Here is a 24,222-nt window from a genome sequence, read left to right on the forward strand (position 1 = left end):
TTGTCATGACTATTGCCAACGATCCGATTGTTATCGTCAGCGCCGTCCGCACCCCTATGGGCGGTTTTCAGGGCGAACTGAAAAGCCTCACCGCGCCGCAACTCGGTGCTGCCGCGATCAAGGCAGCGGTTGAGCGCGCCGGGGTTGCCAGCGACGCGGTCGACGAAGTGCTGTTCGGTTGCGTATTGCCGGCCGGCCTCGGTCAGGCACCGGCACGTCAAGCGGCATTGGGTGCCGGGCTGGATAAATCGACGCGCTGCACCACCGTCAACAAAATGTGCGGCTCGGGCATGGAAACCACCATTCTCGCCCACGACATGCTGCTGGCCGGCAGCGCCGATGTGGTGATCGCCGGCGGTATGGAAAGCATGTCCAACTCGCCATACTTGCTCGACCGTGCTCGCGCCGGTTACCGCATGGGCCATGGCCGGGTGCTAGACTCGATGTTCCTCGACGGCCTCGAAGACGCCTACGACAAGGGCCGTCTGATGGGCACCTTCGCCGAAGACTGCGCCGAAACCAACGACTTCAGCCGCGAAGCCCAGGATGCGTTTGCCATCGCTTCGACCACCCGCGCCCAACAGGCGATCAAGGACGGCAGCTTCAAGGCCGAGATCGTGCCGCTGACCGTGACCGTCGGCAAAGAACAGCTGCTGATCAGCAACGACGAGCAGCCGCCGAAAGCCAAACTGGACAAGGTCGTCTCACTGAAACCGGCGTTCCGCGAAGGCGGCACGGTGACGGCGGCCAACTCCAGCTCGATCTCCGACGGTGCGGCGGCACTGGTGCTGATGCGCCAGTCGCAAGCGCAGAAACTCGGGCTTAAACCGCTGGCGGTGATTCATGGTCACGCGGCATTTGCCGACACGCCGGGCCTGTTCCCGGTGGCACCGATTGGCGCGATCAAGAAGCTGGTGAAGAAGACTGGTTGGGCGTTGAACGAGGTCGATCTGTTCGAAATCAACGAAGCGTTCGCCGTGGTGGCGATGGCGGCGATGACCCACCTGGAAATCCCCCACGAAAAGCTCAACGTGCACGGCGGCGCCTGCGCGCTGGGCCATCCGATCGGTGCCTCGGGCGCGCGGATTCTGGTGACCTTGCTCTCAGCTCTGCGCCAGAAAAACCTGAAACGCGGGATTGCGGCGATCTGCATCGGCGGCGGTGAAGCCACGGCGATGGCCGTGGAATGCATCTACTGAGGCCAACGCCCTTTCTCCCTGTGGGAGGGGGCTTGCTCCCGAAGGCGGTGTGTCATTCAGAAATTGTCTGACTGACACGGCCAATTCGGGAGCAAGCCCCCTCCCACAATGAATAGGCGGTGCGACTTGAATTTAAGGATTCACCATGATTCCCAACGAAGACCAAACCCAGATCCGCGACATGGCCCGGCAGTTCGCCGAGGAACGGCTGAAACCGTTCGCCGCCGAGTGGGATCGCGAGCATCGTTTCCCCAAGGAAGCCATCGGCGAAATGGCCGAACTGGGCTTCTTCGGCATGCTTGTGCCGGAGCAGTGGGGCGGCTGTGACACCGGCTACCTGGCGTACGCCATGGCCCTGGAAGAAATCGCCGCCGGCGACGGCGCCTGCTCGACCATCATGAGCGTGCACAACTCGGTGGGCTGCGTGCCGATCCTCAAGTTCGGCAACGACGACCAGCGCGAACGCTTCCTCAAACCGCTGGCCAGCGGCGCCATGCTCGGCGCATTCGCCCTGACTGAACCGCAGGCCGGCTCAGACGCCAGCAGCCTGAAAACCCGCGCGCGTCTGGAAGGTGAGCACTACGTACTCAACGGCTGCAAACAGTTCATCACTTCCGGGCAGAACGCCGGGATCGTGATCGTGTTTGCGGTGACCGATCCGAGTGCCGGCAAACGCGGGATCACGGCGTTCATCGTGCCCACCGATTCGCCGGGCTATAAAGTCGCGCGGGTCGAAGACAAACTCGGCCAGCACGCCTCGGACACCTGCCAGATTCTGTTTGAAGACGTGAAGGTGCCGGTCGCCAACCGCTTGGGTGAGGAGGGCGAAGGCTACAAAATCGCCCTGGCCAACCTCGAAGGCGGGCGGGTCGGCATCGCCTCGCAAGCGGTGGGCATGGCCCGCGCTGCGTTCGAAGCGGCCCGCGATTACGCCCGTGAGCGTGATACTTTCGGCAAGCCGATCATCGAGCACCAGGCCGTGGCCTTCCGCCTCGCCGATATGGCCACGCAGATCGCCGTCGCCCGGCAAATGGTGCATTACGCCGCGGCCCTGCGCGATAGCGGTCAGCCGGCGCTGGTCGAGGCTTCGATGGCGAAACTGTTCGCCTCGGAAATGGCCGAGAAAGTCTGCTCGATGGCGTTGCAGACGCTGGGCGGTTACGGTTACCTCAACGACTTCCCGCTGGAGCGCATCTACCGCGACGTGCGCGTGTGCCAGATCTACGAAGGCACCAGCGACATTCAGCGCATGGTTATTTCGCGCAATCTCTGACAAGGAATCTTGCCCATGACTTACGAAACGATTCTGCTGGAAAACCACGGCCGCGTCGGCCTGATCACCCTCAACCGCCCACAGGCGCTGAACGCCTTGAACGCGCAACTGGTCAGCGAAGTGAACCATGCCCTCGATGGTCTGGAAGCGGATGCGAACATCGGTTGCATCGTCATCACCGGTTCGAAGAAAGCCTTCGCCGCCGGCGCCGACATCAAGGAAATGGCCGAGCTGACCTACCCGCAGATTTACATGGATGACCTGTTCAGCGACAGCGACCGTGTGGCCAACCGCCGTAAGCCGATCATTGCTGCGGTCAACGGTTTCGCCCTCGGTGGCGGCTGCGAACTGGCGCTGATGTGCGACTTCATCCTGGCCGGTGACAACGCCAAATTCGGTCAGCCGGAAATCAACCTCGGCGTGCTCCCGGGCATGGGCGGCACCCAGCGCCTGACCCGCGCCGTGGGCAAAGCCAAGGCCATGGAAATGTGCCTCAGCGGGCGGATGATCGATGCGGTGGAAGCCGAACGCTGCGGCATCGTTGCGCGGATCGTGCCGAGTGATGAACTGCTCGACGAGGCGTTGAAAGTCGCCGCGGTGATCGCCAGCAAGTCGTTGCCGATTGCGATGATGATCAAGGAAAGCGTCAACCGCGCCTTTGAGGTCAACCTGACCGAAGGCGTGCGCTTCGAGCGCCGGGTGTTCCATGCGGCGTTTGCCACCCAGGATCAGAAGGAAGGCATGGCGGCGTTTGTGGCCAAGCGTGCGCCGGAGTTTCAGGGTAAATAATGCGCTGACCTGACTGACGCCTTCGCGAGCAAGCCCGCTCCCACACTGGATCTGCGTCGTACACAAATCCAGTGTGGGAGCGAGCTTGCTCGCGAAGCTTTTGAGGCAACATCAATAGATCGCAGCCTTCGGCAGCTCCTACACAGTTTTCCTGTAGGAGCTGCCGAAGGCTGCGATCTTTTGCTTTTACAGTTGGTAGTTCTTCAGCTCCCGCGCAATCACCATCCGCTGAATCTCGCTCGACCCCTCGTAGATCTGGGTAATCCGCGCATCGCGGTAGTACTTCTCGACCGGATAGTCCTCCAGATACCCATACCCGCCATGAATCTGAATCGCCGAGGAGCAGACCTTTTCGGCCATTTCCGAGGCGAACAGTTTGGCCTGTGAGGCCTCCGACAGGCACGGTTTGCCCGCCGTGCGCAGGCGCGCCGCGTGCAGGATCATCAAGCGCGCCGCGTTGATTTGCATGTGCATGTCGGCCAGCAGGTTGGCGATGCTCTGGTGTTCGTTGATCGGCTTGCCGAACTGGATGCGATCGCGGGAATACACCAGCGCCGCCTCAAACGCCGCCCGAGCGATGCCCAAGGCTTGCGCAGCAATGCCGATGCGGCCGCCTTCGAGGTTGGACAGGGCAATCGCCAGACCCTTGCCGCGCTCGCCGAGCAGATTGGCCTCGGGAATGCTGCAGTTGTTCAGGGTCACCGCGCAGGTGTCGGAGGCGCGAATCCCCATTTTGTGTTCGGTGCGATCGACGATGAAACCCGGGGTATCGGTCGGTACGAGGAACGCGGAAATGCCTTTCTTGCCCAGATCCGGATCGGTCACCGCAAACACGATTGCCAGTTTCGCCCGTTTGCCATTGCTGACGAATTGCTTGGCGCCGTTGATCACCCACTGGCCGTCCCGCAGTTCGGCGCGGGTGCGAAGGTTGTGCGCTTCGGAGCCGGCCTGCGGTTCGGTGAGGCAGAAGCAGCCAATCGTCTGGCCACTGGCGAGATCCGCCAGCCAGGTCTTTTTCTGTTCTTCGCTGCCGTAATTCATCACCGGCCCGCAGCCCACCGAGTTGTGGATGCTCATGAACGCGCCGGTCGCGCCATCGCCGGCAGAGATTTCTTCCACCGCCAAGGCGTAGGCCACGTAATCGACGTAAGTGCCGCCCCATTCCTCGGGCACCACCATGCCGAGCAAACCGAGTTCGCCCATCTTCGCCACCAGAGCGTCGTCGATCCAGCCGGCCTTTTCCCAGGCTTGCGCATGGGGCGCGATTTCACCACGGGCGAAGTCCCGGGCCATGTCGCGGATCATCACTTGTTCTTCAGTCAGTTCGAGATCGTGCATGGCTCAGCTCCCGCTCTCAGTAAAACCGTGGAAGAAACTCGCGACATGCCCGGCGTCCAGCGCAACGAGGGTCGGCGGGTTCCAGCGTGGGGTCTTGTCTTTGTCGATCAGCAGGGCGCGTACGCCCTCGATCAGGTCGCCGCGTTCGAACCACTGACGATCCAGATGCAGTTCGAGGGCGAAACAGTGTTCCAGGCTCAAGTGCCGACCGCGCCGGAGCATCTCCAGGGTCACGGCCATCGCCAGTGGCGAGCGGGTCTGCAGCAGGTCAGCGGTGCTCGTCGCCCAATCGTGGCTGTCGGCGACGGTGACTGCGCGCAGTTGCTCGACAATGCTCGGCACGTCCGGCAGGGCGAAGAAGTGGTCGATGGCCGGGCGCAGTTTCTCCAGCGGCGCATCGGCCAGGGTTTGCACGCCGTTTTTCGCCAGCAGGCCCTGCAGATCCTTGAGCGGCGTGTCGCGCCATTCCAGAAGATCGAGTTGTTCGTCGAGGCTCGGCAATTTGCTGCTGTCGACAAACCAGTCGGACAGCCCGCAGTACAACGCATCGGCCGCGCGAATCTGCACGCCGCTGACGCCCAGATAGATCCCCAGTTCACCGGGAATCCGCGAGAGGAAATAGCTGCCGCCGACATCGGGGAAATAACCGATCGCCACTTCCGGCATCGCCAGCCGGCTCTTTTCGGTGACCACCCGCAGATCGGCACCTTGGACCAGGCCCATGCCGCCGCCGAGGACGAAACCGTCCATCAAGGCCAGCACCGGTTTGCGGTAGTGATGTAGCGTCAGGTCGAGGGCGTATTCCTCGACAAAGAAATCTTCGTGCAGCGTGTCGCCGCTTTTGAAACTGTCGTACAGCGAACGGATATCGCCACCGGCGCAGAACGCCTTCTCACCGGCACCGCGCAGCACCACGGCGTGCACGCTGGCGTCAGTTGCCCAGGCATCGAGTTGCTGCTGCAACTGACGAACCATGTCGAGGGTGATGGCGTTGAGACCGGCGGGGCGGTTGAGGGTCAGGTGACCGATGTGATTGCGAACCTCGGCCAGCACTTCGTCTGGCGTGGCATCCATGGACGGCGTCCGCGGGGATGAAGCCTGAGCAGTCATCACTAACTCCCTGCTTTTATTGTCTTTATTCGAGAAGCTCGCGCGCGAGCGTTGACGGATCGTAACAGTGCAAATTTGCCGTGTACAACCGGGATATGTGCAGGGGGAGTTTGCGTTTTTGCAGCAGGTTGAGGATTGCCTTTGTGGCGAGGGAGCTTGCTCCCGCCGGGTTGCGAAGCGGCCCGACACCACGGGTTTACGACTGCTGCGCAGCCGAGCGGGAGCAAGCTCCCTCGCCACAATGATGCGGTGGTTATCGGGTGAAGACTTCGCCGATGCTGCGGCGTTTGGCGTGCAGCTCGCTGGCATGAATCAATTGTTCGAGGTCTTCAGGGGTGACGTCGATAAACGCTTCCATGTCGGCCAGTGCCAGTTTCAAATCCTCAGCGGTAATGGCCTGGCTATCCACCGGCACCAGTGCCGGCGCTGGCTCGGCCGGGCGTTTCGGATAGCGGATGCGCGTCAGGTTGTTGTAGGCCAGCGCGCTGAGCAGCATGCACGCGGCGGCGAGCATCACCGGTTCCATGGCTTTCCAGTCCATGGCGATGGTGGCCGGATCGGCCAGTACCAGCGTCAGCGCCAGTGCGCCGGCCGGCGGATGCAGGCAACGCAGCCAGCACATCAGGATCAGCGCCATGCCCGCCGCCAGGCAGGCGCTCCCCAAGGTGCGACCGAGGACGTGGGCCACCAGCAGCGCGACCACGCTGGCGCACAGGTAGCCGCCGATGATCGACCAGGGTTGCGCGAGTGCGCCGGAAGACACGGCAAACAGCAACACGGCCGAGGCGCCCAACGGCCCGATCAGGTGGTACGCGACCTCGATGCCGAACACCTGACTGCACGCCCAGACGCTGAACAAGGTGCCCAGCGCCATGCCGATTGCGGCGCGGCTCCATTCGGTGGGGCGGGTGTTGATGGCGGCGGGCAACCAGCGAACGAGCATGTGAATCGGGTCCTTGCAGTAAATTCGGGGCAAAAAAAAGGACTTGTCCGTTTCGGAAAGTCCTCGAAGCGTTCCAACTATTGGGGGAGGAACGCGCACAGTGTGCCGTGCAAAGTCGATGCTGACAAATTCATATAAATGCTGCTTCAGTGCATTATTTTTGAATTATCGCCACGCGGCGTCCGCTGACAAAACACAAATACCCACCCAGCCCCGCCAGAGCGCTCAGGGCGTAGAACATGCTCGGCGCCGGCGTGTGCATCAGCAGAAACCCGCACATCAGCGGACTCAGCGCACCGCCCAGTGCCGCGAGATTCTGTGCGCCGTAGTAACTGCCGCGCAGCTCTTCGGGAGCGAGGGTGTCGACGAAGAGGAAATCCGCCGGATAGATGATCATCTCGCCGAGGGTGAAGATGAACATCGCCACGCACCAGCCGACCAGACTGTTGGCCATGCTGAAACCGATCAGGCCGACGATGAACAACGCGGTGCCGCCGGCAATCCAGAACCGCAGGTGCTCACGCTTGAGGAAGCGGCCGATCTGGTATTGCAGCAGAATCACCGTGATCGCGTTGCAGGCGAGCAAGGCAGCCATGGTATCGAGGGTCTGCTGCTGCGTGTGGGTCACCAGCAGATACTGCGACAGGTACAGGGTGAAGCGCCCGTGAACCAGGGTGCTGAGCAAGCAACCGAGGGTAAACAGGATCATCGTGCGATCGTTTTTCAGGATGATCAGGGTGTTCAGGAAACTCTGTGGTGGGCTGGCCTGCGACAGCGGACTGGCCTCGCGGGACACGCCCAGCAGCAGAAAAACGCTGCCAGCGGCAATCAGCCCCGCGACGATAAACGGCGCTGAAGGCTGAACCCCAGCAATTACCACGCCGATCATCGGGCCGACGGCGTAGCCAATGTTGGTCAGCGTGTAGTTCAGCGAAAACGCCTTGACCCGCTGGCCGACCGGCAGGTTTTCACTGAGCATCGCTTTGGAACAGATCAGGAACAGCGCCGACGCCGTTTCACTGATGATCAGCACCAGCGTGACCAGGTACAGATTCTGCGCGAAGGTCAGCAGCATCAGGCCGACACCGCTGGAAAGCATGGTCAGGATCAACAGCTGACGCTTGTCGAGGCGATCAATGATGTAGCCGCCGTACAGCGACAACAGCGTGGCACTGAACACGGCGATGCCCAACAGCAGACCGACGTCCTGCGGGTTGAGGCCCAGTTTGTTGCTGAGGAACAGGGTCAGCAGCGGGCTGATCAGGGCACGGCTGATGACGATGCTCAGCGAGGTGATCATCAGTCGGCGGATCAGGCGGGAGTAGGTGGCCACGAGGAGATCAATGTCCTTATTTCAGAATGCGCGGGTGAGCCTTGCCATCCTCACCGGGTCCCGCTCAGCGGTCAACCTGACACACCGCAAATCCCCTTGTGGGAGCGGGCTTGCTCGCGAAGGGGCCGGCACATTCAGCATATTTATTAGCAGACATACTGCCTTCGCGAGCAAGCCCGCTCCCACAGAGGGGATTTGCAGTGTTATCAATAGAGGGGCAGGTGCATGGCGCAGCGTCGCTCGGCGGCAAAGCCATGCTCGATTTCTTTCTGCAGAGCATCGAGCAAATGCGCTTCGTGCTCACCGGGTTCGACTTCCACAAACCCCATCCGCTGATAAAACGGCGCATTCCACGGCACGTCGCGAAACGTGGTCAGGGTCACGGCGCGCATTTGCTCATGGCGGGCATGTTCGATCGCAGTCAACACCAGTTGACGGCCCACGCCTTGTCCCTGAAACGCGAGGCTGACCGACAGTTCTTCAATGTGCAGCAAGTTGTCGAAATCCAGCGCGCGGATAAACCCTGCGAGTTGCGCCGAGGTGGTTTCGGCGACCCAGACGTGGGCATTGTCGATGGCTTGACGATGTTGCGCGGCGCTGGCCACGTCGGTGTCGGCAAGCCAGGTGAGGGTTGGATCTGTGCGAAACAGCTCGGCTGCCGAGCGTTCGATGGCGGGGAGGGCGGCGGCATCATTCTGCCGCGCCCGGCGTACAACAAAACTCATGGTCAAGAAATCCCTGTAGGCGCTGTCGCTGGCTGCGATCCAAAATCAGAAGATCGCAGCCTTCGACAAGGTCTACAAGGGCTTCAGGTACAGCAGCACGTAATCGTTCTTGTCGAAACTGCCCGTGACCACCGGTTGCAAGCCGGCCAGCGGGGTGCCCTGTAGCGATTGCAGGTCCTTGCTGTCCATCATCAGCCAGGCCGGGGCTTTGAGGGCTTCGAGTTGCTGCACCGTTTCGGTGAACTGCGGTTGCAAATCATGCTCGACGTTGACCATGAACTTGATCGCCTTGGCGTCTTTGCCCATGCCGTGCAGCACCAGCGGGGCCGGGTTCTGCTGCACCTGCGCGAAGGCAGCACGACTGAAGGCCTGCGTGTCGTACAGACGTCGCTCCACCGGTTCGAACACCGCGGCATATACGGTCCACAAGGCCAATACCGAGCACAGCGCCAACACTTCGGCCCGCCGGCGCGGCATCAACAGGCGCGACAGTGCGAGCAATTGCAGAACGCCGAGTACGATCAGCACCAGAGTGATGCCGTCGAGCTGCTCGGGAAAGCGACGCCTGGCGACCAGCAGGGCCACCATCAACAGTCCCGGCGTCACCAGCCAGATACCTTGAATCACCCCGCGCAATACGCGGAACACTCGCCCGTGCAGCACCTGAAACGGGTACGCCGCGATGATCGCCGCCATCGGCAACATCGGCAGCAGGTAACGCGCCTTCTTCGCCTGTGGAATCGACAGACCGACCATGACGATCAGCCCGGCGGCCGCACAGTATTGCACCAGACGCAAGGCCGGCCCGCGCTGATGCGGTTTGCTCAGCCAGGTCGCGGCCAACGCCAGGATCGCCAGCGGATACGCCAGTGCGTAGTTGCCCATGGAGCTGGTGAAGTAATACAGCGAACCGCTGACGCCTTCACTGCCGTCCATGCGCCCCATGAACTGCATGCGGATCACGTCCTGCAGGAACGCTTCGCCACCACTGAGTCGGGCCAGCCACAGCAGCAGGCCGACGCACGCTGCGAGCAACACAGAAGCGATCACGCCGAACACGAAGAGGCTTTTCCACTCACGGTCGAGCAGGTAGTAACTGCAAAGCATGCCGGTCGGCACCACCAGGCCGATTGGCCCGCGAATCCCGAAGCCCAGCAACAACAGGACAAAGATCAGCGGCCAGCGCCGGCGCGAGCCGAAGTGGTCGTGCGCGTAGCCCAGGTAAAACACCGACAGCGCCACGGCGGCGAGCATCAGGTCTTGCGACACCGCGCGCACTTCGGTGACAAAGGTGCTGGTGAGCATCAGCAGCGCAATACTGATCAGCGCCCAGCGCTGCGAATGCACCGCCAGCAAGCGATACATCAACGTCACGATCACGCCGCCGGCAATCGCGCTCGGCAGCCATGCTGTTAGGGTGTTGACCGCGCCAAAGGGCAACGACAACAACCAGATGAACAGCGTCGAGAGCGCCGAATAGTCCGCGTAAGGTTGACCGTAAGTGGTCGGGAATACCGTTGGCCCGTGTCGCAACATTTCCTGGGCAAACAGTACGAACCGTGAATCGAAGCCAATGGGAGCCTGTCCGTAAACCCCGGCGATAAACAACAGCAGTGCCAGCAGCCCTGCGATCAGGGACTGCCGGCGGATGACAGGCGACAACGTGATCAAGCGACGTCCGCAGTGTTAGGCCACTGCTGCAGCGGCATCGGCAGTTTGCGCGAGTCACCACGGCCGATCGGGAAGTACTTGAAGCCGTTGCGCGCCAGACGCTCGGCGTCGTACAGGTTGCGGCCGTCGAAGATCACCGGGGCTTTCAGGCGTTGCTCGATCAGGTCGAAGTCCGGCGCCTTGAACTGCTGCCATTCGGTGCAGATGATCAACGCATCGGAACCCGCCAGCACCGATTCCGGAGTGCCCATCAGCATCAGTTTTTCTTCGTTCGGATACAGATGCTGGGTTTCCTGCATCGCTTCCGGGTCGAACGCGCGAACGCTGGCGCCAGCGGCGAACAACGAATCGAGCAGGACACGGCTCGGCGCGTCGCGCATGTCGTCGGTGTTTGGCTTGAACGCCAGGCCCCACAGGGCGAAGGTCTTGCCGCGCAGATCACCTTTGTAGAACGCATTGATGCGGTCGAACAGCTTGTGCTTCTGCCGCTCGTTGATCGCTTCGACCGCTTGCAGCAGGTCGCTGGAGCAATGCGCCTGTTCGGCACTGTGGATCAGCGCGCGCATGTCTTTCGGGAAGCACGAACCGCCGTAACCGCAGCCCGGGTAGATGAAGTGGTAACCGATACGCGTGTCGGCACCGATGCCCTGACGGACCGACTCGATGTCGGCGCCCAGGTGTTCGGCCAGTTCGGCGATCTGGTTGATGAAGCTGATCTTGGTCGCCAGCATGCAGTTGGCGGCGTATTTGGTCAGCTCGGCGCTGCGCAGGTCCATGAACATGATGCGGTCATGGTTGCGGTTGAACGGCGAGTACAGGTCGCGCATCACATCTTGCACTTCGTCACCTTCGCAGCCGATGACGATGCGGTCCGGACGACGGCAGTCGGACACCGCCGAACCTTCCTTGAGGAATTCCGGGTTGGAGACGATATCGAACTGCAGTTCACGACCGGCCTTGTCCAGTGCGGCCTGAATGTGCGCACGCAGGGTGTCGCCGGTGCCGACCGGCACGGTGGATTTCTCCACCAGAATCAGCGGCTGCTCACGGTGGCGCGCCACGGCGTCACCTACCGACAGCACGTATTTCAGATCGGCCGAGCCGTCTTCGCTGGACGGTGTACCGACGGCGATGAACGCGACGCGACCGTGTTGTACGGCGAGTTTTTCATCGGAAGTGAAATGCAGGCGGCCGGAGTCCAGGCCTTCGCGCACCAGGCTCGACAGACCCGGTTCGAAGATGCTGACGTGACCCTGGCGCAGCAGTTCGACTTTCTTCTGATCGATGTCCATGCACACGACGTCGTGACCGACTTCGGCCAACACGGCGGCCTGCACCAGGCCAACATAACCGCTACCAAATACTGTGATTTTCATGGAGCACTCCTGAATTCGGGCGCACGAGACGGACGAGTGTTAATAGTGATGACCCCGAGCATGACCAGTGCCACGCCCAGCGATTTAGTGAAACTGAACGATTCGTTGAACAGCGGCAGACTGGCCGCCAGCAGGTACACCAGCGCGTAGCTGATGCTCAATAGTGAATAAGCCCGGCCCAACGGCAGATCGCGCAATGCCGCGAGCCAGCAGAGCATCGACAGGGCGTAGGCGAAAATCGCCGCCACCACCACGGCCAGTGCCGACAGATCGACACTGCCGGCGCTCAGCGCCGTCAGCCATTGTTCCGGTTGCGGCAGGCGCGTCATGCTCCAGCGCATGCCCAGTTGGGCGCCACTGACCAGCATTACGCTGCCCAGAGCAAATCCGATTCCACGCGCCTGGTTCATGACTGTTGCCCCAGCAAAACCACGCCGCCGATCACCAGCGCCACGCCCAGCCAATGCTGGCGGTCGATGGGCTCGCGAAAGACGAAGCGGGCAATCAGGGTGATCAGCACGAAGTTGAGGCTGAGCATTGGGTAAGCGATGCCCACTTCAAGACGTTGCAACACTAGCAGCCAGACCAGTAGCCCACTGCCGAGAGCAAACAGCGCCAGCCACAACCATGGCGAACGCAGTTTGTCGGCCCAGGACGAATCAACGCCGCGCCAGCTCTCCACGGCGAATTTCTGCGCGACTTGCCCCAGGCAGGTCAGCAGACACGCTGTCAGTAACAGCAACCAGCTCATGACGGATCCTTGGGCAGCACCATGATCACCAGATTGCCCGACTCATAACGGGTACCGTCCTTGGGCAGCAGGTCCAGCTCTTCGAGCTCGTCCTGGCCCTTGACGCGCATCAGCACACCGACCGATCCGCTGCGGCGCGCTTCACGTACCCATTGTTGAACGTTGTCCTTGGTGAGTCGGCGTTCAGCGCCTTCCGGGTAGGAAAGACCGTACTTGAGTTCGCCGACCGTGTTGTACAGCGCGACCTCCGGTTGTTTCATGCGCCAGGCCAGTGCCGCCGCCGCGCCCAGATCGTTGCTCAGCAGATGCGTAGCGCCGGACAGTTCAGTGACGTGATGCCGGATGAACTGATCCGGAGTTTTGTTGGCCACCACCGACTTGGGCAACGCCGCCGGCAGGATTCCCGCCAGCAACAGGCTGCCCAGCGCCGGCGCCGCCCAGCACTGCAGCGGCAGGAACGCTTGCGCCAGGTTGGCGATGATCCAGCCGATCAGGGCGATGAACACCAGCACCAGGCTGTGCAGTTCGTGGTCGTACACCGGTTTGTTCAGTTGCAGGTAAACCAGTGCGATCAGCGTGACCACACCCAGCAGTAGGTTCAGCAGACCGTTGATCCCCAGCGCCCGACCTTGTTCCAGACGCAAGCGATCAGCCAGCGCATTGCCCAGCAGCAGTGCCAATGGCAACAGGCACGGCAGAATGTAGGTCGGCAGCTTGCCGTTGCTCAGGCTGAAAAAGCCCAGCGGCAGCCACAACCACAACAACAGAAAGACCATGTTCGGCTGGGCCCGGGTTTGCCAGGCTTGCTTGAACGCGGTCGGCAACAGGCCAACCCACGGCAGACTGAATGCCACCAGCAGCGGCAGGTAGAACCACCACGGTGCATCGTGCTGCGCATCGTCACCGGCAAAGCGGCGGATGTGTTCGTGCCAGAAGAAGAACCGCCAGTAATCCGGTTCCTGTGCGTGCACCGCCAGCGCCCACGGCAAGCTGACGATGATCGCGATGGCGATCGCCACCGGACCGAACACCAGTAGTTCACGCCAGCGTTTTTGCCAAAGCATCCACGGCAACGCGATCAGTACCGGCAGCAACCAGGCAAGAAAGCCCTTGGTCATGAAACCCATGCCGCAGGCCAGCCCCAGCACCGCCCAGGCACCCAGACGGTGCCCGGTGCTTTTGCTGTCGAGCGCAAACCACAGCGCCACCAGACTCAGGTTGACCCAGAAGGTGAATTGCGGATCGAGGTTGGCGTAACCGGCCTGACCGGCGACGACGGTGAAGCTCATATAGAGCAGGGCGCAGACGAAGCTCTTGCGCGGATCGTTCCACAACCGGCGCGCGACCAGGTAGGCCAGCAGCACACTCAACGCCGTGCTGAGTGCCGACGCGAAGCGCACGCCGAACAGGTTCTGTCCGAACAATTCCTGGCCGATGGCGATCATCCAGTAGCCGGCAATCGGTTTCTCGAAATACCGCAGGCCCATGAAATGTGGCGACACCCAGTTGCCACTGAGCAGCATGTCCTGGCTGATCTGTGCGTAGCGGGTTTCGTCGGGGATCCACAGGCCATGGGTGCTCAACGGCAACAGATAGGCCAGCAGACAGAGGCCGACCAACAGCGGCAGTGCCCAGCGTCTGGTCATGCGCCTTGCACTCCCAGCCAGCCTTCACGGCCTTCGAGCACACCGCGTTGCACGCGGCCCACGGGCAGGGTGTTGAAAAACTCGGGCAACAAGTCGCCCAAGGGTTTGAAGTCAATGTTGCGCTGGCGTGCATCGGCCAGCAATTGACGAAAGTCCTGAGCCATCAGAATCCCTTCTACTTCGGCATGAATGGTGTAGACGTTGAGTGCTTGCGCCTGGAACCGGTCGAGGATGAAGGCGTTGAAGTCCTTCGCCGCCACGTGCGGGCCGACGACTTCGTCGAAGGTCGGCAGGTCCACCGGAATCTGCGGAGTGCCCAGCGAACCGTCCGCCAGCAGCGGACGGAACAGGCTCTGCCCGCGGCAATCGCTGTTATAGCGAAAGCCGAAGGTCTGCTTGGCCTCGATCACGCGCTCGTCCGCACGCCAACCGGCGGCGGCCGAACACTGGATCTTTTCGCCGAGGATGTCGCTCAAGGTGTCGACGCCGCGCCGGATCTGTTCGATCAGTTGCGCGTCGCTCCAGCGCCCGGCGTTGGCCTGCCAGCCATGGTGATCCCAGGCGTGCAGGCCGACTTCGTGACCGGCGTCCCGGGCCTGACGCATCAGGTGCCCGAGATCACGGCCAATCGGTTTGCCGGGCCAGGCAGTGCCGGCCAGCAAAATGTCCCAGCCGTAGAGGCCGGCAGCGTTGGAGCGCAGCATTTTCCAGAGGAACTGCGGGCGGATCAGGCGCCACAGATGCCGACCCATGTTGTCCGGGCCGACACTGAAGAAAAACGTTGCCTTGACCTGCGCCTCGTCGAGCATCTCCAGCAACCGCGGCACACCTTCACGGGTGCCACGGTAGGTGTCGACATCGATACGAAGACCTGCCTGCATTACTTCTTGTCCGCGATTTCGAGCATGGCTTCACGCAGGAAGAAGTCCAGGGTGTTGCCGATGGTCTCGCGCATTTCCACGGTCGGCTCCCAGTTCAGCAGGCGCTTGGCGTTGGCGATGCTTGGCTTGCGGTGTTCCACGTCCTGGTAACCGGCACCGTAGAACGCCTTGCTTTCCACGTCGCGGAAACCGGCGAACGGAGGGAAGTTGTGACGCAGCGGGTGCGCTTCGAACTGACGCAGCAGCTCTTCGCCCAACTGACGGATGCTGGCTTCGTTGTCCGGGTTGCCGATGTTGATGATCTGGCCGTTGCAGACATCGTTGTCGTTGTCGATGATCCGCGCCAGGGCTTCAACGCCGTCAGCGATGTCAGTGAAGCAACGCTTCTGCTCGCCACCGTCGAACAGACGGATCGGCGTACCTTCCACCAGGTTGAGGATCAACTGGGTGATGGCGCGGGAGCTGCCGATACGCGCCGAATCCAGACGGTCCAGACGCGGGCCCATCCAGTTGAACGGACGGAACAGGGTGAAGTTCAGGCCCTTGGCGCCGTAAGCCCAGATCACGCGGTCCAGCAGTTGTTTGGAGACCGAGTAGATCCAGCGCTGCTTGTTGATCGGGCCGACGATCAGGTTCGAGCTGTCTTCGTCGAAGTTCTTGTCCTGGCACATGCCATAGACTTCCGAAGTCGACGGGAAAATCACGCGCTTGTTGTACTTGACGCAGTAGCGAACCAGTTTCAGGTTTTCTTCGAAGTCGAGCTCGAATACGCGCAGTGGGTTGCGGGTGTATTCGATCGGGGTGGCGATGGCCACCAGCGGCAGGACCACGTCGCACTTCTTGATGTGGTACTCGATCCACTCGGAGTGAATGCTGATGTCGCCTTCGACGAAGTGGAAGTTCGGGTGGCTGCGCAGACGCTCGATGGCGTCGGAGCCGATGTCCAGACCGTAGACTTCGTAGCGGTCGTCACGCAGCAGGCGCTCGGACAGGTGGTTACCGATGAAACCGTTGACGCCCAGGATCAGTACGCGAGTACGACGTGGCGCACGACCGGATTCGGCACCGCGCAGCAGCGAGCCATCGACCAGACCCAGTTCGTTGGCCAGTTGCGGCCCGCTGAGGTACAGGCCGTTGTCGTTGCGCTGACCGGCGTTGATCACCAGCGAGTCTTGACCGCAGGCAATGCGCAGCGGATCGACGCTGATCACGCGGCCTGGCGCCTGGCCTTCGTTGCCCTTGACGACTTCAGCGCTCCAGACGATCAGTTTGTGTTCGCCCACAGCGCAGAAGGCGCCCGGGTAAGGACGGGTGACGGCGCGCACCAGGTTGAACAGTTCTTCTGCCGGTTTGGCCCAGACCAGTTTGCCGTCCGCTGGGGTGCGGCGACCGAACACGGTGGCTTTCGATTCGTCTTGCGGGGTTTCAGTGATCTTGCCTTGCAGCATGTTCGGCAGGGTGTCGCGCAGCAGGTCGCTGGCGGCGGTGCGCAGTTTGGCGTGCAGGGTCAGGCCGGTATCACTGCGCTCGATGGCAACGCGCTGCTGGGCAACGATGGCGCCGGCATCAGCGCGCTTGACCATGCGGTGCAGGGTAACGCCGGTTTCGGTTTCGCCGTTGACCAGCACCCAGTTCGCCGGAGCGCGGCCGCGATAGCGTGGCAGCAGCGAACCGTGCAGGTTGAACGCGCTTTTTTTGGCCAGGGCCAGCAGTGGTTCGCTCAGCAGGTTGCGGTAGTAGAAGGAGAAAATGTACTCCGGGTCCAGCTTGGCGATGCGCTCGATCCACAGTGGGTGGTTGGCGTCTTCCGGGGCGTGGACCGGGATGCCTTTGTTGGCGCACAGCTGGGCAACCGACGCATAGAACGCGTTTTCTTTCGGATCATCGGCGTGAGTGAACACTGCTGCAATGTCAAAGCCGCTGTTGAGCAGGGCTTCAATGCCGGCGCAGCCAATATCGTGGTAGGCGAAGACAACAGTTTTTGCACTCATGAGAGAACCTGATCGGAAGTGGAAGAAGTAGCGGTAGAAGAAAGACCATCAACGGTGACGGCAGGGGCCGGATCGGCCGGCTGGCTGCGCAACACCTTTTCGATGAAGAAACGTGGACGGGCGCGCACATCGCTGTACATGCGGCCGAGGTATTCACCCAGCAGCCCCATGCCGATGAACTGACCACCGGTGAACACGAACAGTACGGCGAACAGCACGAAGGTACCGTCACCGGCCCAACCGGCACCGAAGGCCAGACGCAAGACAATCAACGCAATCGCGAACAGCACGCCCAATCCGGCCATGGCGAAGCCGACGATGCTCAACAGACGCAGCGGGGTGGTGGTCATGCAGGTGACCAGATCGAACATCAGGTTGATCAGGCGCATCGGGCTGTATTTCGAGTCGCCGTGTTCACGCTCGGCGTGGGCCACGACGATTTCGGTGGTGTGACGGGCGAAGCTGTTGGCCAGGATCGGGATGAACGTGCTGCGTTCGCGGCAGGCGAGCATGGCGTCGATGATGGTGCGGCGGTAGGCGCGCAGCATGCAGCCGTAGTCGCTCATGGCGACGCCGGTGGAGCGTTGCACGGCCAGGTTGATCAGCTTCGAAGGATAACGTCGCAGCGCCGAGTCCTGACGATTGCCGCGCACGGTGCCGACCACGTCGTAACCTTTTTCGGCTTCGGCCACCAGCCGGGGGATTTCCTCCGGCGGGTTCTGCAGGTCGGCATCGAGGGTGATCACCACGTCGCCCTTGCACTGTTCGAAACCGGCCATGATCGCGGCGTGCTGACCATAGTTGCGGTTGAGAATGACCGCCACGAACGGGCTGTTTTCACGCCCGGCGGCTTCTTCGAGCATGTTCGCCGATTCGTCGCGGCTGCCGTCGTCGACCAGCACGATTTCGAAATCGTGATTCAGTTGGCGGCAGGCCGCCTCGGTACGACGCAGCAGCTCGGGCAGACTTTCCTGTTCGTTGTAGACCGGGATGACGATCGACACGCTACGGATTGGATAAGGTTTCACAGGCGTTTTTCCATGATGTGTGCGATGGCACCGACCACCCGGTCAAGGTCTTGACCGGTCATGTCGGGGAACAGCGGAATCGAGCACAGCCGCGCCGAGTTCCATTCGGTGTTTGGCAGGTACAGGTCGGGGTCACGCTGGCGATACCAGGTGTGCAGGTGGGTGGCGATGAAATGGATACCGGTGCCGATGCCCTGATCCTGCAACGCCTTCATGAAGGCTTCGCGATCCATGCCGCAACGCTCGCTGTCGATGCGCAGGATGAACAGGTGCCAGGCGTGTTGCTGGGCATAGGCGGGCAGGGCCAGCGGTTGCACCGGCAGGCCTTCGAATTTTTGCAGGTAGCTGGTGGCCAGTTCGGTGCGCCGGGCGTTGATTTCGTCCAGACGTTGCAGCTGCACCAGGGCAATCGCGGCGTTGATGTCGGCCAGGTTGTACTTGAAGCCCGGTTCCATCACTTGCGCCTGCGGCTTGCGGCCACCGGTCAGACGGTCATAGGCGTCAACGCCCAGGCCGTGGAATTTGAGCATGCGCACGCGGCTGGCGAGCACTTCGTCGTCGGTGACGAACATCGCACCTTCGGCACAGGTCATGTTCTTGATCGCATGGAACGAGAAGATCGCCGTGCCTTGCGAACCGACGTGGCGCCCCTTGTAGCGGGTGCCGGCGGCGTGGGCGGCGTCTTCGATGACCGGGATGCCGTGCTTGTCGGCCAGGGCGTACAGCGGATCAAGATCGAACGCAGCGCCGGCGTAGTGCACCGGAATGATTGCCTTGGTTCGCGGGGTGATGGCCGCTTCGATGCGCGCAGCGTCGGTCATCAGCGTGTCGCGGTCGACATCGACAAACACCGGTTTGGCGCCCAGCAGGGAGATCATGTTGGCGGTCGAAACCCAGGTCTGCGACGGGGTGATGACTTCGTCGCCCGGGCCGATGCCCAGGGCCAGCAGCGTGATGTGCATGCCGCCGGTGGCCGAAGACAAGGCCACTGCGTGCTTGCAACCCACGTACTGCGCAAACTGCTCTTCGAGTGCCTGGTTTTTCGGCCCCGTGGTGATCCAGCCCGAGCGCAACACCTGCTCGACAGCGGCAATTTCCTCATCGCCAATACTTGGGCGGGAGAAGGGGAGAAACGCCTGACTCATGGGCACCTCATTGCAAAAAATAAAAGGATGGACTCACGCAACTGTTGGATCCAACCACAGCGTAGACGCAGAAAAGCGCTCCTGCATCAATAACTTGGCAAAAAAAGCATGACGTCGGGGATTGATTGACTTTTCACGATTTGCCCGGCAGGTTGGGGCATAGCCACTACCGAACCTATGGGAATTAAGGTTATGCCGGTTTTTGTGAAAGGAACATGAAAAACCGGTTGGCGAATCGTTTATCTGTCACTTATACAGCCGCTGTTCAGGCTTCTGCCGTCCATCGCAGTTTTTTGTCGGACAGTGCCGCTCAAGTACCTTCTTTACTTCAAGTACATTGCATTTGTTAGTTGTTGTAGTGCTGTACGTTTTTTACTCAAGGTTTAACGTTTGATTGATTTAGTTGCTGCAACCCCCGACGCTCCAAAAACCAACCCGATGAGCCTGTACCTCGCGCGTTTGGCGCCCTCCAGCCAACTGACCATGCGCTATGTGCTGCAAGATGCGGCCGATCGCCTGGGCTTTGAAGACATGAATGTCGAAGAGATTCCCTGGCATGCCTTGCAACCGGAAGATGTTGTAGCGCTGGTCGCTGCATTACGGGCGGACAACTACGCACCGAACACTTCTTCGTTGTATGTGAATGCGGTGCGCGGGGTGATGAATGAGGCCTGGCGCATGAGTCTGATCAGCCAGGAACATCTGTTGAAGATGCGCTCGGTCAAGGGCATCGCCGGCACGCGGCTGTCTCAGGGGCGCAATCTCAAGCGCACGCTGATTCACGAATTGATGGAAGTCTGCGCCGCCGACCCACGCCCGCAGGGCCTGCGTGATGCGGCAATCATCGCGTTGCTGTACGGCACCGGCATGCGCAAGTCGGAATCGGTGGACCTGGACCTGAATCAGGTCGACTTCAGCGAGCGCAGCCTGTGCGTCACCGCCAAGGGCAACAAGCAGTTGATCAAGTACGCGCCGGCATGGGCTTTCAGCAAGCTCGATGCATGGCTCGAACTGCGCCGCTCGCAGCTCAAGGAAGGCGAGAGCGACGATGCCTTCCTGTTCAACCGTATTCGCCGCGGCAGCCATATCACCCGCGAGCGCATCACCAAGCACGCGATCTATTACATCGCCCGTCAGCGCGGCACGCAGGTCGGGGTGAAGATCATGCCCCACGATTTCCGTCGCTCGTTCATCACTCGGGTGATCGAAGAGCACGACCTGTCGATCGCGCAGAAACTGGCGCATCACAGCAACATCCAGACCACCGCCAACTACGATGTGCGCGATGACAACGAGCGGCGGCGGGCGGTGGATCGCTTCGATCTCTGATCAGCTCAGGCCAAACACATGCGCCGCACCGAGTACCGACAGCTGCACCGCGCTGCCGGCGGGCGGCGCGTGCATGCCGGAGCTGCGCACCAGAATCGAACGGGGCGGATCCTGAGTCGCGGATGAGCTCAGTTCAACGGTCAGGGTGCAGGTGTTGCCGGCAAAATCGCGGTCGGTGACCAGCGCAGGGCAGCTTTGACCGTCAGACGCCCCTTCGGCGATCTGCAATTGCTCGGGGCGCAGCATGATCTGTGCGGTGCCGCTGAAACCGTTGCTGTTCACCGCCACCTGACCCAGATCGCAATGCGCCCAACCCGCCTCGATTCGCGCGGGCAGGACCACCGCTTCGCCGAGAAAGTGCGCGGTCTGTTCATCCTGCGGATAGCGGTAGAGATCCATCGGATGCCCGGACTGCACCAGCCGGCCGCTGCGCATCACCGCCAATTGATCGGCAAACGACAACGCTTCGCTCTGATCGTGAGTCACCAGAATGGTGGTGACGCCAGCGTCTTCGAGCAGGCGCGCGACCATTTTGCGCATGGCACTGCGCAAACCGGTGTCGAGGGCGGAGAACGGCTCGTCGAGCAGCATCAGCCGTGGCTGTTGCGCCAGTGCACGGGCCAGCGAGACCCGCTGTTGCTGGCCACCGGACAATTCGTGGGGCCAACGGTTGGCCATGTTGGCGTCGAGGGCGACGCTGTCCATCAACTCAAGGATGCGCTGGGTGCGGGCCGCACCGGTCAGGGCCAGGCCGAAACCGATGTTCGCCGCCACCGTCATGTGCGGGAACAACGCGCCGTCCTGCGGGACGTAGCCGATCTGCCGTTGATAGGCCGGCACTGCGTGGCTGCGGTCGACCAGCGTCTGGCCGTTGAGCGTAATGCTGCCGCTGTCGGGAAACTCGAAGCCGGCGATCATTCGCAACAGCGTGGTCTTGCCGGAACCGGAGGGGCCGACGATCACTGTGCGGCTGCCGGTCGGCACGTTGAGGCTGACGTCGTCGAGCGCCTTTTGCGCGCCGAAGGTTTTACTGAGGTTGTGCAGTTCGAGAGCGTTCATCGGCCAGCGGTACGCCTGGATTGGTGATAGAGGATGGCCGTCAGCGGCAGGGAAAGCAGGATCATCAGCAGCGCATACGGCGCTGCGGCGGCGTAATCGATTTCGCTGGTCATCGCCCAGAAACCGGTGGCGAGGGTGCGTGTGCCGTTGGGCGCCAGCAGCAGGGTTGCGGTCAGCTCATTGGTGATTGCCAGAAACACCAGCGCCGCACCTGCCGCCGCGCCGGGAGCTGCCAGGCGTACGGTGATCAGCCACAATGCGCGTATCGGCGAGCGGCCAAGGCTTTGCGCGATGTTTTCCAGCTCGACCGGGGCCTGTGCGAAACCGGCGCGCAGGCTGACCAGTGCTCGCGGCAAGAACATCAGCAGATAAGCCAGCAGCACGGTGATGGTGGTCTGGTAGATCGGCCGGGCGAAATGGATGGTCACAGTGACCAACGCCAGCGCGACGACAATGCCGGGCAGGGAGCTGGTGATGTAGTTGCAGCCTTCCAGCAAGCGCTGCAGTTTGCCCGGCGAGCGGATCGACAGCCATGCGATGGGAATCGCCGCAACACTGGTCAGCAATGCGCCGGCCACGCCGTACGACAAGGTCTGCAGCAAGGCCGGCAAAAGTTCGTCGCCTTCCCAGACCTGCACACCACCGGCCACCAGCCAGCGGCCCAGCGTGAGCAACGGCACACCGAGTGCCAGCAGGCAGGTCAAGGTTTGCAGCAATAAAGCCAGGGTTGTCACGCCTCGGCCCAGTTGCACGCTGCGCTGATCCCGGGCGCTGCCGGAACCGACTCGCGCGTAGCGGGCGTTGCCACGGGCGGCAGATTCGGCGGTGAGCATCGCCAGACAGCACAGCGCCAGAACGCCAGCGAGCATGTTGGCCGCCGGGCCGTTAAACGTCGATTTGAACTGATCGAAGATCGCCGTGGTGAAGGTGTCGAAACGGATCATCGCGTACAAGCCGTACTCGGCCAGCAAATGCAGACCGACCAACAACGCGCCACCGCAGATTGCCAAGCGCAATTGCGGCAACACCACCCGAAAGAACACCGCCCACGGCTTGAGTCCCAAGGATTGCGCGACGTCTTCAATCGCCGGATCGAGACGGCGCAAGGTCGCGGCAATCGGCAAATACAGAAACGGGAAATAGGCGATCACCGACACCAGCACACCGGCCGGCAGACCGTGGATCGACGGAATCAGGCTGACCCACGCATAACTGTGGACGAACGCCGGCACGGCCAGCGGTGCGACCGCCAGCACTGACCACAAGCGTCGGCCGGGCAGATTGCTGCGTTCGGTCAGCCAGGCCAGGGTGGTTCCGAGCAGGATGCACAGCGGCAGGGTGATCAGCACCAGCAGCACGGTGTTGATCAGCAATTCGCCGACCCGCGGGCGAAAGATCAGGGCTTCGATGGTTGCCCAACCGGTGTACCACGCCACGCCGATCACGAACGCAATCGGCAGCAGTGACAGCAATGACACCAGCACCGCCGAGCTCACCACCCACGAACTGCCACGCCCGCCCAGCGTGCGGGGCGGGTGAAGGAGGCTGGCGGCGGCCGTCGCAACGGCCGGTGCAGGCAAGGTTTCGGGCATCACTTAGAGCAATCCGGCCTGGGTCATCAGCTCGACGGCTTTTTTGCTGTCGAGGGTCGACGCATCGACTTTCGGCGCGTCGAGGGTTTTCAGCGGGGTCAGCTTCGGATTGGACGGCGCGTCTTTACCCACGGCGTATTCGAAGGAGGTGCCGGTTTCGAGAACTTCCTGACCTTCCTTGCTGGTGATGTATTTGACGAACTTCTGCGCTTCATCCTGATGCTTGCTCGAGGCCAGCACGCCGGCGCCGGAAGTGCTGACGAACGCGCCCGGATCCTGATGTTTGAAGTAGTACAGCTTGGTGTTTTTGCTGTTTTCGCCGGTCTTGGACTGATCAACGAAGCTGTAATAGTGATAGATCACGCCGCTGTCGATCTGTCCGGCGTTCACCGCTTTGAGCACCGCACTGTTGCCGCGATAGATCGTGGCGTTGGTCTTCATGCCCTTGAGCCATTCCAGCGTGGCAGCTTCACCTTTCTGTTGCAGGACGGCGGCGACGATCGCCTGGAAGTCCGCGCCAGCCGGGGAGGCGGCCCAACGGCCTTTCCAGGCCGGGGTGGCGAGGTCGAGCAGGGATTTGGGCAAGTCCTTTTCAGTCAGTTTGCTTGGGTTGTAGACGAACACGGTGGAGCGGGCGGCGATGCCGACCCAATTGCCGTGGGCCGGACGGTAGGCGGAATCGACTTGCTCAAGGGTTGTCGGCGCCAACGGGGCGAACAGTTTGGCGTTGTCCACCAGCACCATCGCCGGGGAGTTCTCGGTGAGGAATACGTCTGCCGGCGAGGCGGCGCCTTCCTGCACGAGCTGGTTGCCCATCTCGGTGTCATCGCCGTTGCGAATGGTCACCGGAATGCCGGTTTCCTCGGTGAAGCCGGCGACCCAGGCCTTGGTCAGCGTTTCATGCTGCGCGTTATAGACCACCAGACCCACCGAATCGGCGGCAAAAGCCTGCCCGGTGCCGAGCAACGCAGTGGCCAGCAATGCGCGCTTGAAGAAGGATGGAAAGCGTGGATTCATTCGGGCAGCTCCTGTTTTCAGACGTT

General features: G+C 61.7%; 20 protein-coding genes and 1 pseudogene. 4 read left to right on the top strand and 17 right to left on the bottom strand.

Features of this window, described 5'->3' with window-relative positions; translation table 11 throughout:
* Positions 1–5 precede the first annotated feature (5 nt).
* The 3 genes from M0808_RS15570 (at position 6) to M0808_RS15580 (ending at position 3,261) form a co-directional block, all read left to right on the top strand.
* A complete protein-coding gene (locus M0808_RS15570; RefSeq protein ID WP_247841777.1) occupies positions 6–1,199 on the top strand; it encodes an acetyl-CoA C-acyltransferase in 1,194 nt (397 codons plus the stop codon).
* Positions 1,200–1,344: 145 nt separating this feature from the next.
* Positions 1,345–2,472 carry an acyl-CoA dehydrogenase gene (locus tag M0808_RS15575; RefSeq protein WP_096796065.1) on the top strand — a complete coding sequence of 376 codons (1,128 nt, stop codon included), beginning with the start codon at positions 1,345–1,347 and terminating at the stop codon, positions 2,470–2,472.
* 15 nt (positions 2,473–2,487) lie between these two features.
* Entirely contained in the window at positions 2,488–3,261 is a 774-nt protein-coding gene (locus M0808_RS15580; protein ID WP_007968973.1) for an enoyl-CoA hydratase, read from the top strand.
* A 186-nt stretch (positions 3,262–3,447) separates the two neighbouring features.
* Here the strand turns inward: M0808_RS15580 and M0808_RS15585 are convergent, their stop codons facing one another.
* The 14 genes and pseudogenes from M0808_RS15585 to arnB form a co-directional block, all read right to left on the bottom strand.
* On the bottom strand, positions 3,448–4,599 hold the full coding sequence (locus M0808_RS15585) for an acyl-CoA dehydrogenase family protein (protein ID WP_096796063.1): 1,152 nt from the start codon (positions 4,597–4,599) through the stop codon (positions 3,448–3,450).
* A 3-nt stretch (positions 4,600–4,602) separates the two neighbouring features.
* Positions 4,603–5,709: an enoyl-CoA hydratase/isomerase family protein gene (locus M0808_RS15590; protein ID WP_247841778.1), complete on the bottom strand. Its 1,107-nt coding sequence runs from the start codon at positions 5,707–5,709 to the stop codon at positions 4,603–4,605.
* A gap of 253 nt (positions 5,710–5,962) precedes the next feature.
* Positions 5,963–6,652: an HPP family protein gene (locus tag M0808_RS15595; protein WP_247841779.1), complete on the bottom strand. Its 690-nt coding sequence runs from the start codon at positions 6,650–6,652 to the stop codon at positions 5,963–5,965.
* 154 nt (positions 6,653–6,806) lie between these two features.
* Positions 6,807–7,985 carry an MFS transporter gene (locus M0808_RS15600; protein ID WP_247841780.1) on the bottom strand — a complete coding sequence of 393 codons (1,179 nt, stop codon included), beginning with the start codon at positions 7,983–7,985 and terminating at the stop codon, positions 6,807–6,809.
* Between the two features lie 206 nt (positions 7,986–8,191).
* On the bottom strand, positions 8,192–8,710 hold the full coding sequence (locus M0808_RS15605; protein ID WP_247841781.1) for a GNAT family N-acetyltransferase: 519 nt from the start codon (positions 8,708–8,710) through the stop codon (positions 8,192–8,194).
* 72 nt (positions 8,711–8,782) lie between these two features.
* Complete coding sequence (locus tag M0808_RS15610) at positions 8,783–10,381, bottom strand: glycosyltransferase family 39 protein (RefSeq protein ID WP_247841782.1); 1,599 nt, start codon at positions 10,379–10,381, stop codon at positions 8,783–8,785.
* A gap of 15 nt (positions 10,382–10,396) precedes the next feature.
* Positions 10,397–11,757, bottom strand: a pseudogene (locus M0808_RS15615) (UDP-glucose/GDP-mannose dehydrogenase family protein).
* The gene (gene arnF, locus M0808_RS15620) at positions 11,754–12,167 is read right to left on the bottom strand and encodes a 4-amino-4-deoxy-L-arabinose-phosphoundecaprenol flippase subunit ArnF (RefSeq protein ID WP_223007468.1); all 414 of its coding nucleotides are present in this window, start codon (positions 12,165–12,167) and stop codon (positions 11,754–11,756) included. The pseudogene M0808_RS15615 and the gene arnF overlap by 4 nt, the downstream one beginning before the upstream one ends.
* On the bottom strand, positions 12,164–12,508 hold the full coding sequence (arnE, locus tag M0808_RS15625; RefSeq protein ID WP_027611953.1) for a 4-amino-4-deoxy-L-arabinose-phosphoundecaprenol flippase subunit ArnE: 345 nt from the start codon (positions 12,506–12,508) through the stop codon (positions 12,164–12,166). The genes arnF and arnE overlap by 4 nt, the downstream gene beginning before the upstream one ends.
* A complete protein-coding gene (arnT, locus tag M0808_RS15630; RefSeq protein WP_247841783.1) occupies positions 12,505–14,154 on the bottom strand; it encodes a lipid IV(A) 4-amino-4-deoxy-L-arabinosyltransferase in 1,650 nt (549 codons plus the stop codon). Before arnT ends, arnE begins: the two co-directional genes overlap by 4 nt.
* Positions 14,151–15,035: a 4-deoxy-4-formamido-L-arabinose-phosphoundecaprenol deformylase gene (arnD, locus tag M0808_RS15635; protein WP_098963996.1), complete on the bottom strand. Its 885-nt coding sequence runs from the start codon at positions 15,033–15,035 to the stop codon at positions 14,151–14,153. The genes arnT and arnD overlap by 4 nt, the downstream gene beginning before the upstream one ends.
* Positions 15,035–17,026: a bifunctional UDP-4-amino-4-deoxy-L-arabinose formyltransferase/UDP-glucuronic acid oxidase ArnA gene (gene arnA / locus M0808_RS15640; RefSeq protein ID WP_247841784.1), complete on the bottom strand. Its 1,992-nt coding sequence runs from the start codon at positions 17,024–17,026 to the stop codon at positions 15,035–15,037. Before arnA ends, arnD begins: the two co-directional genes overlap by 1 nt.
* Positions 17,023–18,054, bottom strand: coding sequence for an undecaprenyl-phosphate 4-deoxy-4-formamido-L-arabinose transferase (gene arnC / locus M0808_RS15645; protein ID WP_134786352.1), 1,032 nt, complete (start codon positions 18,052–18,054; stop codon positions 17,023–17,025). Before arnC ends, arnA begins: the two co-directional genes overlap by 4 nt.
* The gene (gene arnB / locus M0808_RS15650; protein ID WP_247841785.1) at positions 18,051–19,199 is read right to left on the bottom strand and encodes a UDP-4-amino-4-deoxy-L-arabinose aminotransferase; all 1,149 of its coding nucleotides are present in this window, start codon (positions 19,197–19,199) and stop codon (positions 18,051–18,053) included. The genes arnC and arnB overlap by 4 nt, the downstream gene beginning before the upstream one ends.
* 438 nt (positions 19,200–19,637) lie before the next feature.
* On the opposite strand from arnB, the gene M0808_RS15655 reads away from it, so the two are divergent.
* Positions 19,638–20,528, top strand: a complete 891-nt coding sequence (locus M0808_RS15655) for a tyrosine-type recombinase/integrase (protein WP_027611947.1) — start codon at positions 19,638–19,640, stop codon at positions 20,526–20,528.
* Here the strand turns inward: M0808_RS15655 and M0808_RS15660 are convergent, their stop codons facing one another.
* The 3 genes from M0808_RS15660 to M0808_RS15670 are packed head-to-tail and all read right to left on the bottom strand — an operon-like array spanning position 20,529 to position 24,196.
* A complete protein-coding gene (locus tag M0808_RS15660) occupies positions 20,529–21,587 on the bottom strand; it encodes an ABC transporter ATP-binding protein (protein WP_247841786.1) in 1,059 nt (352 codons plus the stop codon).
* Entirely contained in the window at positions 21,584–23,179 is a 1,596-nt protein-coding gene (locus M0808_RS15665; RefSeq protein WP_247841787.1) for an iron ABC transporter permease, read from the bottom strand. The genes M0808_RS15660 and M0808_RS15665 overlap by 4 nt, the downstream gene beginning before the upstream one ends.
* Before the next feature lie 3 nt (positions 23,180–23,182).
* Entirely contained in the window at positions 23,183–24,196 is a 1,014-nt protein-coding gene (locus tag M0808_RS15670) for an iron ABC transporter substrate-binding protein (RefSeq protein ID WP_098963999.1), read from the bottom strand.
* Positions 24,197–24,222: the final 26 nt, after the last annotated feature.

Source organism: Pseudomonas sp. MWU12-3103b (genome assembly GCF_023100615.1).
Taxonomy (GTDB): Bacteria; Pseudomonadota; Gammaproteobacteria; order Pseudomonadales; family Pseudomonadaceae; genus Aquipseudomonas; species Aquipseudomonas putida_A.